This window comes from Methylobacterium sp. Leaf125 (assembly GCF_001423085.1).
In the GTDB taxonomy this organism is placed as follows: domain Bacteria; phylum Pseudomonadota; class Alphaproteobacteria; order Rhizobiales; family Beijerinckiaceae; genus Methylobacterium.
The window spans coordinates 1-16,182 of sequence record NZ_LMNU01000048.1 but is presented as its reverse complement, the minus strand read 5'-3'; the positions used below and the strand labels follow the sequence as shown (position 1 = coordinate 16,182).

The 16,182-nt window shown below is 70.5% G+C and carries 14 protein-coding genes and 1 pseudogene; 5 read left to right on the top strand and 10 right to left on the bottom strand.

Going from position 1 to position 16,182, the window contains the following annotated elements; translation table 11 throughout:
* The 9 genes from xdhC to ASF58_RS22980 all read right to left on the bottom strand — a co-directional run bounded on the left by xdhC (nucleotide 1) and on the right by ASF58_RS22980 (nucleotide 11,874).
* The gene (gene xdhC, locus ASF58_RS23020) at nucleotides 1-819 is read right to left on the bottom strand and encodes a xanthine dehydrogenase accessory protein XdhC (protein WP_244477459.1); all 819 of its coding nucleotides are present in this window, start codon (nucleotides 817-819) and stop codon (nucleotides 1-3) included.
* Nucleotides 816-3,173, bottom strand: coding sequence for a xanthine dehydrogenase molybdopterin binding subunit (gene xdhB, locus ASF58_RS23015; RefSeq protein ID WP_055958234.1), 2,358 nt, complete (start codon nucleotides 3,171-3,173; stop codon nucleotides 816-818). The genes xdhC and xdhB overlap by 4 nt, the downstream gene beginning before the upstream one ends.
* A complete protein-coding gene (gene xdhA / locus ASF58_RS23010) occupies nucleotides 3,166-4,662 on the bottom strand; it encodes a xanthine dehydrogenase small subunit (RefSeq protein ID WP_055958231.1) in 1,497 nt (498 codons plus the stop codon). Before xdhA ends, xdhB begins: the two co-directional genes overlap by 8 nt.
* A 58-nt stretch (nucleotides 4,663-4,720) precedes the next feature.
* On the bottom strand, nucleotides 4,721-5,797 hold the full coding sequence (locus tag ASF58_RS23005) for a BMP family ABC transporter substrate-binding protein (protein ID WP_055958228.1): 1,077 nt from the start codon (nucleotides 5,795-5,797) through the stop codon (nucleotides 4,721-4,723).
* Between the two features lie 29 nt (nucleotides 5,798-5,826).
* Nucleotides 5,827-6,753, bottom strand: a complete 927-nt coding sequence (locus tag ASF58_RS23000) for an ABC transporter permease (RefSeq protein ID WP_082513271.1) — start codon at nucleotides 6,751-6,753, stop codon at nucleotides 5,827-5,829.
* Complete coding sequence (locus tag ASF58_RS22995; RefSeq protein WP_055958224.1) at nucleotides 6,750-7,826, bottom strand: ABC transporter permease; 1,077 nt, start codon at nucleotides 7,824-7,826, stop codon at nucleotides 6,750-6,752. The genes ASF58_RS23000 and ASF58_RS22995 overlap by 4 nt, the downstream gene beginning before the upstream one ends.
* The gene (locus ASF58_RS22990) at nucleotides 7,816-9,417 is read right to left on the bottom strand and encodes an ABC transporter ATP-binding protein (protein WP_055958221.1); all 1,602 of its coding nucleotides are present in this window, start codon (nucleotides 9,415-9,417) and stop codon (nucleotides 7,816-7,818) included. Before ASF58_RS22990 ends, ASF58_RS22995 begins: the two co-directional genes overlap by 11 nt.
* A 1-nt stretch (nucleotide 9,418) precedes the next feature.
* Nucleotides 9,419-10,780, bottom strand: a complete 1,362-nt coding sequence (locus ASF58_RS22985; RefSeq protein ID WP_055958733.1) for an 8-oxoguanine deaminase — start codon at nucleotides 10,778-10,780, stop codon at nucleotides 9,419-9,421.
* A 95-nt stretch (nucleotides 10,781-10,875) separates the two neighbouring features.
* The gene (locus tag ASF58_RS22980; protein ID WP_055958218.1) at nucleotides 10,876-11,874 is read right to left on the bottom strand and encodes a hypothetical protein; all 999 of its coding nucleotides are present in this window, start codon (nucleotides 11,872-11,874) and stop codon (nucleotides 10,876-10,878) included.
* Nucleotides 11,875-12,358: 484 nt separating this feature from the next.
* On the opposite strand from ASF58_RS22980, the gene ASF58_RS22975 reads away from it, so the two are divergent.
* From ASF58_RS22975 to hpxZ, 4 genes are all read left to right on the top strand, one after another.
* Nucleotides 12,359-13,033: a cysteine hydrolase gene (locus ASF58_RS22975; RefSeq protein ID WP_055958214.1), complete on the top strand. Its 675-nt coding sequence runs from the start codon at nucleotides 12,359-12,361 to the stop codon at nucleotides 13,031-13,033.
* A gap of 233 nt (nucleotides 13,034-13,266) precedes the next feature.
* Complete coding sequence (locus ASF58_RS22970) at nucleotides 13,267-13,467, top strand: AtzG-like protein (RefSeq protein WP_055958212.1); 201 nt, start codon at nucleotides 13,267-13,269, stop codon at nucleotides 13,465-13,467.
* A 14-nt stretch (nucleotides 13,468-13,481) separates the two neighbouring features.
* Entirely contained in the window at nucleotides 13,482-14,876 is a 1,395-nt protein-coding gene (locus ASF58_RS22965; RefSeq protein ID WP_055958730.1) for an AtzE family amidohydrolase, read from the top strand.
* An 11-nt stretch (nucleotides 14,877-14,887) separates the two neighbouring features.
* Complete coding sequence (hpxZ, locus tag ASF58_RS22960) at nucleotides 14,888-15,268, top strand: oxalurate catabolism protein HpxZ (protein WP_055958727.1); 381 nt, start codon at nucleotides 14,888-14,890, stop codon at nucleotides 15,266-15,268.
* Between the two features lie 20 nt (nucleotides 15,269-15,288).
* Here hpxZ and ASF58_RS22955 read toward each other — a convergent pair whose 3' ends face one another.
* The gene (locus ASF58_RS22955) at nucleotides 15,289-15,867 is read right to left on the bottom strand and encodes a hypothetical protein (RefSeq protein ID WP_055958209.1); all 579 of its coding nucleotides are present in this window, start codon (nucleotides 15,865-15,867) and stop codon (nucleotides 15,289-15,291) included.
* Nucleotides 15,868-16,085: 218 nt separating this feature from the next.
* Between ASF58_RS22955 and ASF58_RS27345 the strand changes: the two are divergent.
* Nucleotides 16,086-16,182: pseudogene (locus ASF58_RS27345) on the top strand (dTDP-4-dehydrorhamnose 3,5-epimerase); the annotation flags it as partial.

The following is a 16,182-nucleotide window of genomic DNA, read 5'->3' as shown; positions in this document are numbered from 1 at the left end:
TCAGGGCGCGAAGGCGGCGATGAGTTCGGCCGCCACCAGGGCGGCGATCACCGCGGGGCGCTTGTCGCGCACCCGCGTCCCGCCGATCGGGCAGACGAGGCGGGCCAGCGCCGCCTCGTCCAAGCCCATCGCCCGAAAGGCGGAGAGGAAGGTCGCCCGCTTCGTGGCAGACCCGATCAGGCCGAGATACGCGAAGGTGTTCGCCTCCAGCAGGCTGGCGCAGATCAGGCTGTCGAGGGCGTGGCTGTGCGTGACCACCACGTGGGCGGCCCCGGGCGGCGCAGCCTCCGCCGCGGCGCTGGCCGAGCCGACGACCCGTGCGACGCGCGTGCTCGAAACCCGCGCGATCTCCTCGGGCCGGTCATCGATGATCCGCGGACGGACGGGCAGCGGGTCGAGGGCCAGGGCCAGGGCGCGCCCGACATGGCCCGCGCCGTAGATCATCACCAGGGGCGCCCGTGCAGCGGATTCGGCCTCCGAGGCCCGGAGGGCGGCGAGCGTCGCGGCATCGGCCCGGCGGATCGCCAGGGTCACGTGCCCGCCGCAGCACTGGCCGGTCTCGGGTCCCAGGGGCCTGCGCAGGGTCGCCTCGGCCTCGCCCGCCGCCAGGAGTTCCCGGGCGCGGGCGATGCCCGCCCATTCGTAGGTGCCGCCCCCGACGGTGCCGGCGACCCGGTCCGGCATCACCAGCATGGCGGTGCCGGCTGCGCGCGGCGTCGAGCCCAGCGCCTCGGACACGGTGACCAGGGCCGCCGGCGTACCCGCCGCAAGGGCGGTCGCCAGGGTCGCCGACAGCGTCTCCGACGGGTCCAGGCTCACGGCTGCGCAGGTGGCGCGTCTGCCAGCGCCCGCATCCGGTCGACGGCGTCGAGGACGCGCTCCGGCGTCGCCGGCGCATCGAGGCGCGGGCAGTGCCGATGGCCGGCGACGCTCGCCACCGCATCCGAGAGCGCGTGCAGGCCGGCGATGCCGAGCATCAGCGGTGGCTCGCCCACCGCCTTCGAGCGGTAGATCGTCTCCTCGCGGTTCTCGTTCGCGTAGAGGGCCACGTTGAAGATCCGCGGACGGTCGCCGCAGGCCGGGATCTTGTAGGTGGAGGGGGCGTGGGTGCGTAAGGCGCCCGTGCCGTCCCACCACAATTCCTCGGTGGTGAGCCAGCCGAGCCCCTGGATGAAGCCGCCCTCGATCTGGCCCTTGTCCACGGCCGGGTTCAGGGAGCGGCCGCAATCGTGCAGGATGTCGGCCCGCTCGATCCGGTACTCGCCGGTCAGCGTATCCACCGCCGCCTGCACGCAGGCCGCGCCATAGGCGAAGTAGTAGAACGGGTGGCCCCGGCCCGCATCGCGGTCCCAATGGATGGTCGGCGTCTTGTAGAAGCCCGTGGCGGAGAGCGGGATGCGGGCGAGGTAGGCCTTGTGGATCAGGTCCGCCCAGGGGATCTCCTGGTTCCCCACCCGGACCCGGTTGGGCAGGAACAGCACGGTCTCGGGCTCGACGCTCCAGGCCTCCGCCGCGAAGGCGACCAGGCGGCCCTTCAGGGTCTGGGCGGCGGCGCGGGCCGCCATGCCGTTGAGGTCGGCTCCCGAGGAGGCGGCGGTGGCCGAGGTATTCGGCACCTTGCCGGTGGTGGTCGCGGTGATGCGGACACGGTCGGCGTCGATCTGGAACTCCTCCGCCACCACCTGCGCGACCTTGACGTAGAGCCCCTGGCCCATCTCGGTACCGCCATGGTTCAGGCCGACCGAGCCGTCGTTGTAGATGTGCACCAGGGCGCCGGCCTGGTTGTAGGCGGTGGAGGTGAAGGAGATGCCGAATTTCACCGGCGTCAGGGCGATGCCGCGCTTGATCACCGGGCTCGCTTCATTCGCCGCATGCAGGGCCGCGCGGCGCGCGGCATACCCACAATCGACTTCCAGTTTTGCCACCAAATCCCGGATACAATTGTCGGAAATGGTCTGGTGGTAGGGCGTGACGTTGTCGGTCTCGGTGCCGTAGAAATTGCGCTTGCGCACCTCCAGCGGGTCGAGGCCGCAGGCATAGGCCACCTCCTCGATCACCCGCTCGGCCGCCACCATGCCCTGGGGGCCGCCGAAGCCCCGAAAGGCGGTGTTGGACTGGGTGTTCGTGCGGTAGGGCCGCGAGGTCAGGTGCACCGCCGGGTAATGATAGCAGTTGTCGGCGTGGAACAGGGCCCGGTCGGTGACCGGGCCGGACAGGTCGGCGGCCCAGCCGCAACGGGCGGCGAGCTGCATGTCGACGGCGAGGATCCTGCCCTCCGCGTCGTGGCCCACGAGGTAGTCGACTTCGAAATCGTGGCGCTTGCCGGTGATGACCATGTCGTCGTCGCGATCCGGCCGGATCTTGGCGGCGCGGCCGGTCTTCTTGGCCACCAGGGCCGCCACGCAGGCGAACAGGTTGGACTGGCTCTCCTTGCCGCCGAAGCCGCCGCCCATCCGCCGGACCTCGGCCGTCACGGCCGAGTTCACCGTGCCCAGCACCTTGGCGACGAGCGCTTGCGCTTCGGAGGGGTGCTGGGTCGAGGTGTAGACGGTGACCTCGTCGTCCTCCCCCGGAACCGCCAGCGCGATCTGGCCCTCGAGGTAGAAGTGCTCCTGGCCGCCGATGGCCATCCGGCCGCGGACGATGCCGGGGGCCTGCGCCAGCACCGCGTCGGAATCGCCCCGCGTCAGGGTCATCGGGGGCCAGACGAGGTTTCCGTCCGCCCGCGCTTGCCGGAAGGTGAGGACGGGCTCGAGATCCTCGTAGGCGATGATGGCGCGGCGTGCGGCGTGGCGCGCCGCAGCGCGGGTCAGGGCCGCCACGGCGAAGATCGGCTGGCCGAGATAGGACACCGTGTCCTCCGCCAGCATCGGCTCGTCGTCCCGGTGCGAGGAGGAGATCTCGTTGACGCCCGGCACGTCGGCGGCGGTGAACACCGCGACCACGCCCTCGGCACTCCGCACGGGAGCGAGGTCCACCGAGACGAGGCGGGCATGGGCGCGCGCGCTCAGCCCCAGGCAGACGTGGAGCAGGCCGGCCGGCTCGGCCATGTCGTCGATGTAGATCGCGGTGCCGCCGACATGGCGCGCGGCGCTGTCGTGGATTCGCGGCGTGTGGGCCCCGCCCGCGATCCGGTCGTCGGCCTTCGGGGCCGGGGGCGTGCGATCAAGCATGGGCCAGGGCTCCCACGGAGGCGAGACGGGTCTCCGGCGCCCGCGGCGCGGCCTCGTGGATCAGGCGCTCGATCAGGTTGCCGGCCACCCTGAGGCGGTAGCCGGCCGTCGCCCGCATGTCGGTGAGCGGCGTGAAATCCTGGGCCAACGCCGCCTTGAAGGCCGGCACGACGGCCGCGTCGAGGGGCCGGCCCACCAGGGCGGCCTCGGCCCGTGCCGCGCGCCCGGGCGTGCCCGCCATGCCGCCATAGGCGATGCGCGCCTCCCGGATCGTGCCGCCCGCGAGGGTCACCCGGAAGGCGCCGAGCACGGCGGAGATGTCCTCGTCGAAGCGCTTCGAGATCTTGTAGGCGCGAAACAGCGCGTCGGGGCCGAGCTTCGGCACCCGGACCCCGCCGACGAACTCGCCCGGCCGCAGGTCCTGCCGCCCGTAGGCGAGGAAGAAATCCTCCAGGGGGATCTCGCGCTCGGTGCCCCGGCCGATCAGGTGGAGGCGGGCGCCCAGCGCGATCAGCGCCGGCGCCGCATCGCCGATCGGCGAACCGTTGGCGATGTTTCCTCCGAGCGTGCCGGCATTGCGGGTCTGGGCGGCACCGTGCCGGCGGAACAGCTCGCCGAGATCCGGATGCAGGCGCGAGAGGTGCAGCCCGGCCTCGGCGAGGCTCACGCCCGCCCCGAGGTAAAGATGGTCGGCGGCCTCGCCGACGACGCGCAGCATGGGCACCCGCCCGAGCCAGAGCACGGGGTCGAGGACGCGCAGACCCTTCGTCACCCAGAGGGCGACGTCGGTGGCCCCGGCGACGAGGGTCGCATCCGGGTGCTCGGCCATGAGGTCGACGACCCCCTGGATGGTGGCGGGCGCGAGGAAGCGCCCCTTCGGACCGGAGACTGCCACGGTCTCATCGTCACGCAGGGCCAGCAGCCGGGCGAGGGTGTCGTCGTGGGCGGCGTCGAAGGCATCCGCCTCGGGGGCGGCCAGCGCCCGCTCGGCGGCGCGCACGATGGGCGCGTAGCCGGTGCAGCGGCAGAGATTGCCGGCGAGCGCGTCGTCGATGGGACTCGCGGAGGTCCAGACCTCCCCGGTCGCGGCGGGCCGGTCCTTGGTCAGGGCGAACAGCGACATCACGAAGCCCGGCGTGCAGAAGCCGCATTGCGAGCCGTGCTCCGCCACCATCAGGCGCTGGACCGGATGCAGGGTCCCGTCGGCCCGGCGCAGGTGCTCCACGGTGAGAAGCTGGCACCCGTCGAGCATACCCAGGAAGGTGATGCAGGCGTCGACCGTGCGGTAGCGCAGGCGCTCGGCGCCGGGCGGCCCCTCGGGGCGCACCACGACCACGGTGCAGGCCCCGCAATCCCCCTCGTTGCAGCCCTCCTTGGTGCCGGTCAGCCGCTCGGACCCGCGCAGCCAGTCGAGCACCGTCAGCGTCGGGTCGCAGGTCTCGATCGTGCGCGCGTCAGGGCCGAGGAGGAAGCGGATCGCGTGTCTCATGCGGCCTCTCGTGTTCGAACGCCGATTCGTCGCCCCCACGGGACAGTTCGCGACCGGGCTAGTGCGGAAGCGTGTCGCCGATGCCCTTCACGTACCAGTTCATGCCGAGGATCATCGGGTCGGGGGCGTTCTCGCCGGCCTTCACGACCTCTGTACCATCCTGCTTGTATACCGGACCGTGAAACGGGTGGAGCGTGCCGTCCGCGATCGCCTTCTTGGTGGCCTCGGCCTTGGCCTTCACGTCGTCGGGCATGTTGGCGAAGGGCGCCAGCACGACCATGCCGTCCTTGATGCCGCCCCAGGTGTCGTGGCTCTTCCAGGTGCCGTCGAGGACGGCCTTGGCCTCGCCGATGACGTAGCCGTCCCAATCGTCGACGATGGAGGTGAGCTGGGCCCTCGGCGCGAAGCGCATCTGGTCGGAGGATTGTCCGAAGGCGAGCTTGCCCTGCTTCTCCGCCTCCTGCAACGGCGCGGCGGAATCGGTGTGCTGCGACAGGATGTCGGCGCCCTGGGCCAGCAGTGCCTTGGCGGCCTCGGCCTCCTTGCCGGGATCGAACCAGGTGTTCACCCAGACGATCTTGAGCTTGATATTGGGGTTCACCGACTGTGCGCCGAGCATGAAGGCGTTGATGCCGCTCACCACCTCGGGAATCGGGAACGAGGCGATGTACCCGAGGGTGCCCGTCTTCGAGAGTCGGCCGGCGATCTCGCCGCAGACGTAACGGCCCTCATAGAACCGGGCCGAGTAGGTCGAAACATTGGCCGCGCGCTTGTAGCCGGTGGCGTGCTCGAACTTCAGCTTGGGAAATTTCTTGGCGACCTTCAGCGTCGGCTCCATGAAGCCGAACGAGGTGGTGAAGATCAGGCCGTGGCCGGAGCGCGCGAGGCTCTCGATGGAGCGCTCGCTGTCGGCCTCGGGCACGTTCTCGAGGAAACTGGTCTCGACCTTGTCGCCGAGGGCTGCTGCGAGCGCCTTGCGGCTCTGGTCGTGCTGGTACGAGTAGCCGTAATCGGCCACCGGTCCGACATAGACGAAGCCGACCTTCAGCTTCTCGCCGGGCTTCTTCTCCTGGGCCTGCGCGCCTCCGATTCCGAGGGCGAGAACGGCCACCAGGGTCCCCTGCACAATCCGCATCGTTCCGAGATCCTTCGAGGTACGCGCGCCTACCGGTGCGGGGTGAAGACCCGGCCGAGCGACGCCGGGGCGAGGGAGCCGCCCTGGCGCCTGCCGAGGGAGAGCAAGACCAGGGCCAGGATGGTGGCGAGGTAGGGCAGGGCGGAGAGGAGCTGTCCCGGCAGGCCGATGCCGGCGGCCTGAGCGTTGAGCTGGAGCACCGTGGCGCCGCCGAACAGCAACGCTCCCGCCAGCACCCGGAGTGGGCGCCAGGAGGCGAAGACCACGAGGGCGAGGGCGATCCAGCCCCGCCCGGCCGTCATCGCGGGTGCCCAGAATGGGGTATAGGACAGCGACAGGTAGGCCCCGGCGAGGCCTGCGCAGGCCCCCCCGAACAGCACGGCACGGAATCGGACCGTGCGGACCTGGAGCCCGAGCGCATGCGTCGCGGTGTGGTCGTCCCCGATGGCCCGCAGGATCAGGCCGGTGCGGGTGCGCCAGAGGAACCACCACCCCCCCGCCGCCAGCGCGAAGGCGAAGTAGACGAAGCCGTCCTGCCCGAAGACCAGACGTCCGATGCCGGGAAGATCCGTAAGGCCAGGCAGGTCGAGATGCGGCGCCGGCGCGCGCTTCAAGCCGACATAGGACGCGCCGACGAGGCCCGAGAGACCGAGGCCGAGGATCGTCATGGCGAGGCCGGAGGCGACCTGATTGGCACTCAGGACCACGGTGAGAAGTCCGAACAGGGCTGAGAGGGCGAGGCCTGCCCCGGCCCCGGCCGCCGCGCCCACCAGCGTCGACCCGGTTTCCACCGCCACGGCGAAGCCGGTGGCCGCACCCAGCACCATCATGCCCTCGACGCCGAGGTTGAGGACGCCCGCACGCTCGACGACGACTTCGCCGAGGGCCGCGATCATCAGCGGCGTGGCGGCGGCGACGATGGTGACGAGCACCATCTGCAGGATGTCGAGGCTCACGCGGCAGCTCCCGGCACGAGGCGGACCCGGTAGCGCGACAGGGCGTCGGCTCCGAGCACTAGGGCGAGGAGCAGGCCCTGGAAGGCACGCGTGAGGTCGAGGGGCAGCTTCAAGTCGATTTGCGCGCCCTCGCCGCCGATGGTGGTGAGGGCGATGACGAGGGCGGCGACCAGGATTCCCACCGGAGAGAGCCGCCCCAGGAACGCGACGATGATGGCGGTGAACCCGTAGCCGGGCGAGATCGAGGGCTGGAGCTGGCCGATCCTGCCTGCCACCTCGGAGATGCCCGCGAGGCCCGCGGCCGCTCCGGAGACGGCGAAGACCGCCAGGGTCAGGCGCGCATCGCTGAAGCCGGCGAAGCGCGCCGCCCGCGGGCTCGCGCCCACCACCCGAACGGTAAAGCCGAACAGGGTCCGGGCGAGCACCAGCGTGGCGAGGCCGAGGACCACCAGTGCGATGGCCACGCCGGCATGCAGGGTGTCGCCCTCCATCAGGTAGGGCAGGCGCGCCGCTTCATCGAAGGGGACGCTCTGGGGGAAGTTGAAGCCGGCCGGATCCCGCAAGGGTCCCCGCGCCATGTAGTCGAGCAGCAGCTCGGCGACATAGACCAGCATCAGGCTGGTCAGGATCTCCGAAACCCCGAGGCGGACCTTCAGCAGGGCGGGAATCAGCGCGTAGAGCAGGCCCGCCAGTGTCCCGACGACCAGCATCAGGGGCAGTACCCAGGCGGTGTTGCCGGTGGCCCCGTGGGTGGCGACGCCGATCCAGCCGCCGAACAGGCCGCCCATGACGAACTGTCCCTCCGCCCCGATATTCCAGATGTTGGCACGAAAGCAGAAGGCGAGGCCCGTGGCGATGAGGGCGAGCGGCGCGGCCTTGATGGCCACCTCCTGCAGCGACCAGACCTCACTCAGGGGCGCCACGAAGTACGTCACGAAGGCGGCGGCCGGAGATCGGCCGAGGGCGGATACCACGAGGCCACCGACCACCAGGGCGGCCAGGAAGGCCAGGATGGGCGAGAGCGCATCCAACAGGGCCGAGCGGTTGGCGCGCGGCGTCAGGTCAATGCGCATGGGTCGGCCCCCAGGGGGTGTCCGCAAGGACCGATGCGGGCGGCGGAATGCGCGCTGGCTCCGACCCACCCATGAGCAGGCCCAGGGTCTCACGCGTGGTTCCGGCCGCCGGCACGGCCGGCGACAGTGTGCCGTCGTGCAATACCGCGATCCGCCCGGCGATCGCGAACAGTTCGTCGAGGTCCTGGCTCATCACCAGCACGGCAGTGCCCCGCTCCGCCAAGTCGAGGAGCGCCTGCCGGATATGGGCGGCGGCCAGGGCGTCGACGCCCCAGGTCGGCTGGTTGACCACGAGGATGCCGGGTTCGGCCAGAATCTCACGCCCCATCAGGTACTTCTGCAGGTTGCCGCCCGACAGGGTACCGGCGGTGGGATCGGACCCCGCCCCGCGCACGTCGAAGGCGTCGATGACGGCGCGGGCGAGGGATTTCGCGACGGCGCGACGCAGGAATCCGAAGCGGCTCAGGCCTGCCGTGGCGTGACGCGACAGGATCGCGTTGTCGGACAGGCTCAGGGTCGGGGCCGCGCCGTGGCCGTTGCGGTCCTCCGGTACGAAGCCGGCGCCGCCCCGCCGCCGGGCCGTGATCCCGAGGCGCCCGGACATCACGCCGTCGAACCGCACCATTTCGGGCTCGGACGCCAGGGTCTCACCAGAGAGGGCGTCGAACAGCTCCGCCTGCCCGTTGCCGGCGATTCCGGCGATGCCCACGATCTCACCGCCGCGCACGCTGAGCGAAACGCGGTCGAGGGCGGTGCCGTGCAGCCCGGGAGCGGGGAGGGTGAGCCCGGACAGGACCAGACGCGCGGGTCCGGCTGCCTGCCCGGTGGGCGGCTTTACCTCGCCCACCTGCGCCCCCACCATCATGGCGGCGAGCGACCGGGCGGTCTCGGCGCGTGGGTCGCAGGTTCCCACCACCCGGCCGCCGCGCAGGATGGTGGCACGCGCGCAGAGCCGGCGCACCTCGTCGAGGCGATGGGAGATATAGAGCAGCGCCCGACCCTCGTCGCGCAGACGCTCCAGCACGCCGAACAGCAGGTCCGCCTCGCCGGGCGTCAGCACCGAGGTCGGCTCGTCCAGGATCACGAGGTGCGGGTCCTGCAGGAGGCAGCGGATGATCTCGATGCGCTGGCGCTCGCCGGCCGAGAGCGACCAGACGGGCCGATCCGGGTCGAGGTGCAGCCCGTAGGTACCGCCGACCGCAGCAATGCGCGCTTTCAGGGTCCGACCCCGTAAGGCCCGCGGCATGACCAGGGCGATGTTCTCGGCGACCGTCAGGTTCTCGCACAGGGAGAAGTGCTGGAACACCATGCCGATGCCCAGCGCCCGGGCCGCCTCCGGATTGGCGAGGCGCACGATGTCGCCGCGATGGGTGACCACGCCTTCGGTGGGCTCCAGGAGCCCGTAGAGAATCTTCATCAGGGTCGACTTGCCGGCGCCGTTCTCGCCGAGCAAGGCATGGATCTCGCCGGCCCGGATCTCCAGGTCGATCCCGTCATTGGCCGTGACGTCGCCGAAGCGCTTGACGATGCCGTAGGCGCCGAACAGAGGTGTCGGCCCCTCCGTTCGGGCCGGGGGGACGACCGGGGTCACCCTAGAGGGTTCCGAACAGGGTGCGGGCGAGACGGGAGTGGGCCTCGCGCAGCTGCCCGGTCTCGATTCCGACGGGTTGGCCGTCGACCACGCGCCAGGAGCCTGCCACCATCACGCGGTCGGCCCGGTGCGCGCCGCAGAGAACCAGGGCGGCCAGCGGATCGTGCGCGCCGGAAAAGCGCAGTTCCTCGAGGGTGAACAGCGCCAGATCCGCCTCGCAGCCCTCCGCGATCCGGCCGATATCGGTCCGTCCAAGGCAGGCGGCGGACCCCTCCGTCGCCCAGCGCAGGGCGTCGAGATGGGTCACGGCCTCGGCCCCGTAGGTCAGGCGGTTGATCATCAGGGCGTGGCGGACGCCCTCCATCAGGTTCGAGCTGTCGTTCGAGGCCGAACCGTCGACGCCGAGGCCGACGGGGCTGCCGGCGGCCTCCAGCTCGCAGGTCCGGCACTGGCCGGAGGCCAGCGTCATGTTCGAGGTCGGGCAGTGACATACGCCGACGCCGGCCGCCCCGAGACGCTTCACCTCTGCGTCGTTGAAGTGGATGCCGTGGGCAAGCCAGGTGCGCGGGCCCATCCAGCCCACCTCCTCGAGGTAATCCACCGGGCGCTGGCCGAACAGCTCGACGCAGTAGCGGTCTTCGTCCAGCGTCTCGCCGAGATGGGTGTGCAGGCGGCAATCGTGGCGCTCGGCCAGTGCCGCGCTCTCGCGCATCAGCCGCTTCGTCACGTTGAAAGGCGAGCAGGGGGCCAGCCCGATCTGTACCATCGCGCCGGGCTTGGGGTCGTGGAACAGGCGCAGCACCCGCTCGCTGTCGGCCAGGATGGTGTCATCGTCCTGGGTCAGACATTCGGGCGGCAGTCCGCCGTCGCGCTCGGACAGGCTCATCGAGCCGCGGGTGACGAAGGCGCGGATCCCGACCGGCCCGGCCTCCTCGACCTGGATGTCGACGGAGGATTCCAGCCCCTTGGGAAAGAGGTAGTGGTGATCCCCGGCCGTGGTGCAGCCGGAGAGCAGCAGCTCGGTGTAGGCGAGCCGGGTCGCCAGCCGGAACGCCTCGGGGGTGATCCTGTCCCAGACGGTGTAGAGCGCCTTCAGCCACGGAAAGAGCGGTTTGTTGATCGCCACCGGATGGGCGCGGGTCAGCGTCTGGAAGAAGTGGTGGTGGGTGTTGACGAGACCCGGGATGACCACGTGGCGGCCGGCGTCGAAGGTCTCGTCCACGGGCGCAGCGGGCGTCGCCCCGGCCCGTACCCGCTCGACGATGCGGGAGCCCTCGACGACGAGGCCACCGCCGGATTCCGGTGCCAGGATCGCCAGAGGATTGCGGATCCAGAGACGCTTCGATGGGCTGGACTCGACCATATCGTCCGTCATCTCCCTGGGCTCGCATCGGCTGCCGTCCCGTGCGGGCATCATGCATCGTGATCAAGGATCGGTCGAAGCGCGACACCGGGCTTCTAGAACACGTGGAAGGCCACGCCGGCCAGGAAGCTCTTCTCCTCCGTGCCCTTGAAGTCGGCCCGCTCGATGTTACCGAATTTGTTGTGCCAGTACTGGAACCCGATGAACACATCGACCCGGTTGGGCTGATCGTAGATCAGCTTGCCGACGTCGAGAACCAAGTTGGTCCGCGAGAGGAATTCCAGGCCCGTCTTCGGGTTGAAGGCGAACGCCCCCGGATCGTTCACGCCCCGACCCTTGGGCAGGACGATGTTGTTGAAGCCGGCGATGCTCAGGGGCAGGCCCGTGAAGGTCAGCGGGAAGTTATAGACGATCTCGAACTCGGGCACGGTGTCGAAGCTGACGTCGCGGTTGGGCGCCACGTTGAAGCCGTTGCGGTTCCACTCCTTGTAGGCCTGCACCGAGGCGTTGAGGAAGCCGACCGGGACGTCGAAGGCGAAGTTCAGACCGCCCACCACGTCGCGCTTCTTCGAGCCGAAGGCGTCGTTCTGGGCGTTGGCGTCGAAGCCGAAGGCGAGCGAGACGTCCTTGATGAGGCCCGGCACGACGAAGGCCTTGGTGCCGGTCAGCGCGTTCAGGCTCAGGGTGCCGCGGTAGAGGCCGTAGGCCTCGGTGTTTCCAGAATCGGAGAAGGTCGGCACGCCGAAACCGTCGGTGGTCCCGGCCGGGAACTGGGCGCCCGACTTGAGGATGTCGAGGGAGAAGAAGTTCGTCCCGTACGCCCAGGCATCGGCGTGCGAGATGTTGAGGATGTGCTTGGGAGCATCCTGGTTGCGGAAGCTGCCATCGGCGCGCTGGACCTGGCTGCCCGGGTTGGCCGCGGGGAACTGGTAGCGGTAGCTGACCTGGGTGTCCGAGAACAGGAAGAACGAGGACGGACCCTCCGGCGGGGCGGCCGGAGGCCTCTTGTCGAGGTCGGCGGCCAGGGCGGGCGTAAGGGCGGCCAGGCCCAGGGCGACAGCCGTCAGGGGTCTTAGAAATGTTGTGATGGTCATAACGTCCCCCAAGGGCTTGGACGCCCAGTTGCCGGCATCGCAGCAACCGATGTGCCAGGGGCGATCGCCGCAAAGGGGTCGCGGGCGATTGGCGTAATTCCGCAACACTCCGAGACGCGGCCGGCGGCGGCAGGGCAGGGCAACGGGGAAACCCGCGCCCTTCCCCTCACCCGCGCGGTCCGAGAGCGCGGTGACGAACCCGCCGGCAGGACGACGGAGGCCCGACAGCCCACGGAGGCCCGGAAACATCGCAGGCGCGTCCGCCGCGCCGCACGTCGGCCTCGCTCCTTGGCATCGCCCCCTGCAGTGCGAGGCTGGGTACAGCGCCGGAACGGTCCCCGGCCTGCATCGGAACGATGCAGCATCGCGAAGCATTCAGGCGTGCCCATCGTCGATCCTGCCGCCATCATCATCCGCAGATTCGCGGCGGCCGCACGGTCCTTGCATCCGTCGCGCCGACGCTCCTCCGGCCCGGTATCCCGGCATGCCCCACATCCTCGCGGCCGAGCCCGCCCCCCTGACGATCGATCCGGCGACGACCGCGCTGGTGGTGATCGACATGCAGCGCGATTTTCTGGAGCCGGGCGGCTTCGGTGAAAGCCTGGGCAACGACGTGTCGCTCCTCCAGGCCGCCGTGCCGCCGATCCGGGCCGTCCTCACCGCGGCCCGGGGCGCAGGGCTTCTGGTCGTGCATACGCGGGAGGGCCACAAGCCGGACCTGTCCGATGCGCCGCCGGCCAAGCTGGAACGGGGCGAGCCCAGCGCACGGATCGGCGCTCCGGGCCCGATGGGCCGCATCCTGATCCGCGGCGAGCCGGGCCACGGCATCGTTCCCGCATTGGCACCGATGCGGGGCGAGGTGGTCATCGACAAGCCGGGGAAGGGCGCTTTCTACGCCACGGATCTCGGTGCGGTCCTGGCCGCCCGCCGCATCGCGACCCTGCTCGTCTGCGGAGTCACCACCGAGGTCTGCGTGCACACCACGATTAGAGAGGGTAACGACCGCGGCTATCGCTGCGTGGCGGTCGGGGATGGCTGCGCCTCCTACTTCCCCGAATTCCATCGTGTGGGCCTCGCGATGATTGCCGCACAGGGTGGAATCTTCGGCTGGGTCGCCTCCTCGGCGGCGGTGATCGCAGCCCTGAGCGGCACATCCTGAGATGCGCCCGACACGGGGGGAACCGAACCTTCGGGCCTGCGGAGCGCGTTGCCGCAAGGCCGCAGGATCGGCCCGGCCAGCGCTCCGGGGCCGTCGCCCGGCCTGACGCTTGCTTCCGGCCCCGACGACGCGGCACCTTCGTCCAGCTCATCCTGTCTCGCCGGGCCGGCCGAGTCCCCCCTTTAGTCGGGATCACCCTCACGCGGAGACGCGACATCTTTAGGAGACAGCGCATGTCGGAGCGCAACGATCCACCGGCCGATGGCCTCGACGCCTACATCAAGGCAGCGGCCGGGCTGCTCGCCATCCCCCTCGATCCAGCCTGGATCGGCGCCATCGGAAGCAACCTCGCGGTCCTGCGCGCGGCCGCCGCGCATGTGGCCGCGTTTTCCCTGCCCGACGAGGTGGATGCCGCCCCGGTCTACGAAGCATGAACGGTCCGGACACGATGCACGATCCGAGCACGATGACGGCCGAGGCGCTGGCGGCGGCGTTTCGGGATGGGACGACCAGCGCCCGCGCGAACGTCGCCGCGACCCTGGCGCGCATCGCGCGGGTCGACGGTGCGGTGAATGCCTTCACGGACATTCTCGCCCCGCGCGCCCAGGCCCGCGCCGAGGCCCTGGATGCGGCCCGCGATCGGGGCGAGACCCTGGGTCCGCTGGCCGGCGTGCCCTTCGCGGTCAAGAATCTGTTCGACATCGCCGGTCTGCCGACCCGCGCCGGTGCGAAGATCAACCGCGATCGGGCCCCGGCGGAGCGCGACGGCGCCCTGGTGCGCCGGCTCGAGGCGGCGGGTGCGATCCTCGTCGGCGGCCTCAACATGGGCGAGTACGCCTACGATTTCACCGGCGAGAACGTCCATGACGGATCGTCCCGGAACCCGCACGATCTCGATCACATGTCCGGCGGCTCGTCCGGAGGCTCGGGCGGGGCGGTCGGGGCCGGGCTGGTGCCGATCGCCCTCGGCTCCGACACCAATGGCTCGATCCGCGTCCCCTCCACCTTCTGCGGGTGCTTCGGCCTCAAACCAACCTACGGTCGCCTGAGTCGGGCGGGCAGCTTTCCCTTCGTCGGCAGCCTCGACCATGTCGGACCCATGGCGCGCAGCGTCACGGACCTCGCCCTGAGCTACGACGCCATGCAGGGGCCGGACCCGGACGACCCGGTGGCCACGACGCGACCCGCAGAGCCGGCTCTGCCTCACCTCTCCGACGGGCTGGGGAACCTGCGCGTCGCGGTGGCGGGCGGCTACTTTGCGCGCGGTGGCGACGCCGAGGCGTTCGCGGCGGTGGCCGCCATCGCCCGGGCCCTCGGCGTCACGCGCAGCGTCGAAATTCCGGAGGCGGCCCGTGCCCGGGCGGCGGCCTACCTCATCACGGCGGCCGAAGGAGCCGCGCTCCATCTCGATCGCCTGCGGACCCGGGCGGAGGATTTCGATCCGGCCGTACGCGACCGGCTGATCGCCGGGGCGATGATCCCGGCCCCGATGGTCGAGCGGGCGCAGCGTTTCCGCCGCTGGTACCGGGCCGCCGTCCTCGAACTGTTCCGCGAGGTCGACGTGATCCTGGCCCCCGCCACGCCTTGCCGGGCGCCCCGTTCAGGCCAGACCACCTTCGTCCTCGACGGGGTGACTCTGCCGGTGCGGGCCAATATCGGGGTGTTCACCCAGCCGATCTCTTTCGTCGGCCTGCCGGTGGTGGCTGTCCCCGTGCGCCTGGACGACGGCCTGCCCCTCGGCGTCCAAGTGATCGCCGCTCCTTGGCGCGAGGCCTACGCCCTGCGCGTAGCGCACCAGTTGGAGCGGGACGGCATCGTCCGCGCGCCCGTGGCGAACCTGTGAGCGAGACCGCGATGATCATCGACGATCCGGCCGTGAAGGCCGAGGTGGAGGCCGCCTTCGCGGCCTACGAGGCGGCCCTAGTGGGCAACGATGTGCCGACGCTGGAGGCCCTGTTCCATGATGATGCGCGCACGATCCGCTACGGTGGGGCCGAGAACCTCTACGGGATGGAGGCCATCCGTGCGTTCCGTCGGGCGCGGTCGCCCGAGGGCCTGGCGCGCGACCTGAGAGACACCGTCATCACCACCTACGGGTCCGATACCGGAATCGCCATGACGCTGTTCACCCGCTCGAGCGCCCCGGGGCGTATCGGGCGCCAGAGCCAGACCTGGATTCGCTTCCCCGACGGCTGGAAGGTCGTCGCGGCCCATGTGAGCACGATCACGGGCTGATCTCCCTCCACCGCGGCGGATCAGGTGCCGTCCAGTGCCTTGGAGAGGCGGCGCACACGGCCTCCGCGCTTCTCGTAAGCAAAGAGGGAGGAAAGGGTCTGCCCATCGGGCACGGACGCGTCGATCGAGGCGGCCTCACCCTCTGCCACCGCGGGCATCCGGGGCTGGATCTCGTCCGGCGGCACCGCAGAGCGGGGTGGAGGCAGGCGCAGGCTGGCGCGCTGCACCACCTCACGGTCCCGCTCGATCTGGGCGGCCGTCTCGGCATCGGTCCGGACCAGAGCCTGGACCCCATCCCGGAATCGAAGCTCGACGGACCAGGTCGGCCGCGCGTCGCCCCCGAGGACATCGAGTCCGGCATGCATGAGAGACGCGGCGAGGCCGAGCGGGTTCGGCAGGGGACCAGTGGCCACCAGAGCGTCTCGCAATCCCCGGGCGATACCGGTGCGCCGCGGAACCACCTGCTCAGGCGGCGCGAGCGTCAAGGTCTCCAGGTCCTCGACCCCGCGCAGGCTTCCATCGGGCAGCCCGAAGACGCCGAATTCGTAAGATCCCGGCCCGGCGCCGAACGTTCCGGATATGATCTGAATGGCGATCATCGATACTTTCCGTCCGGACCATCCCCCGCGCTGAGGCGGTCGTCCGTCAACATCAAACGCCGTCCCCACTCGCGAAGTCCTGTGTCGGAAACAGGGCGGCGGGCTTGCGACGGCTCAGACGCATCGCGGCCCCTTCGAAAATCCCCTCTGATCCTTGACAGGCCGGGATCCACACTTGCCAAGGACGTCCAGCTTCCCGATCTTGAGGTCCCCCGAGCATGCAGGTGATTGAGACGGAGATTCCGGCGGTCCGGCGGGTGGTGTCTCCGCGCTTTGGCGATGCGCGGGGCTGGTTTTGCGAGACGTACCGGGCGG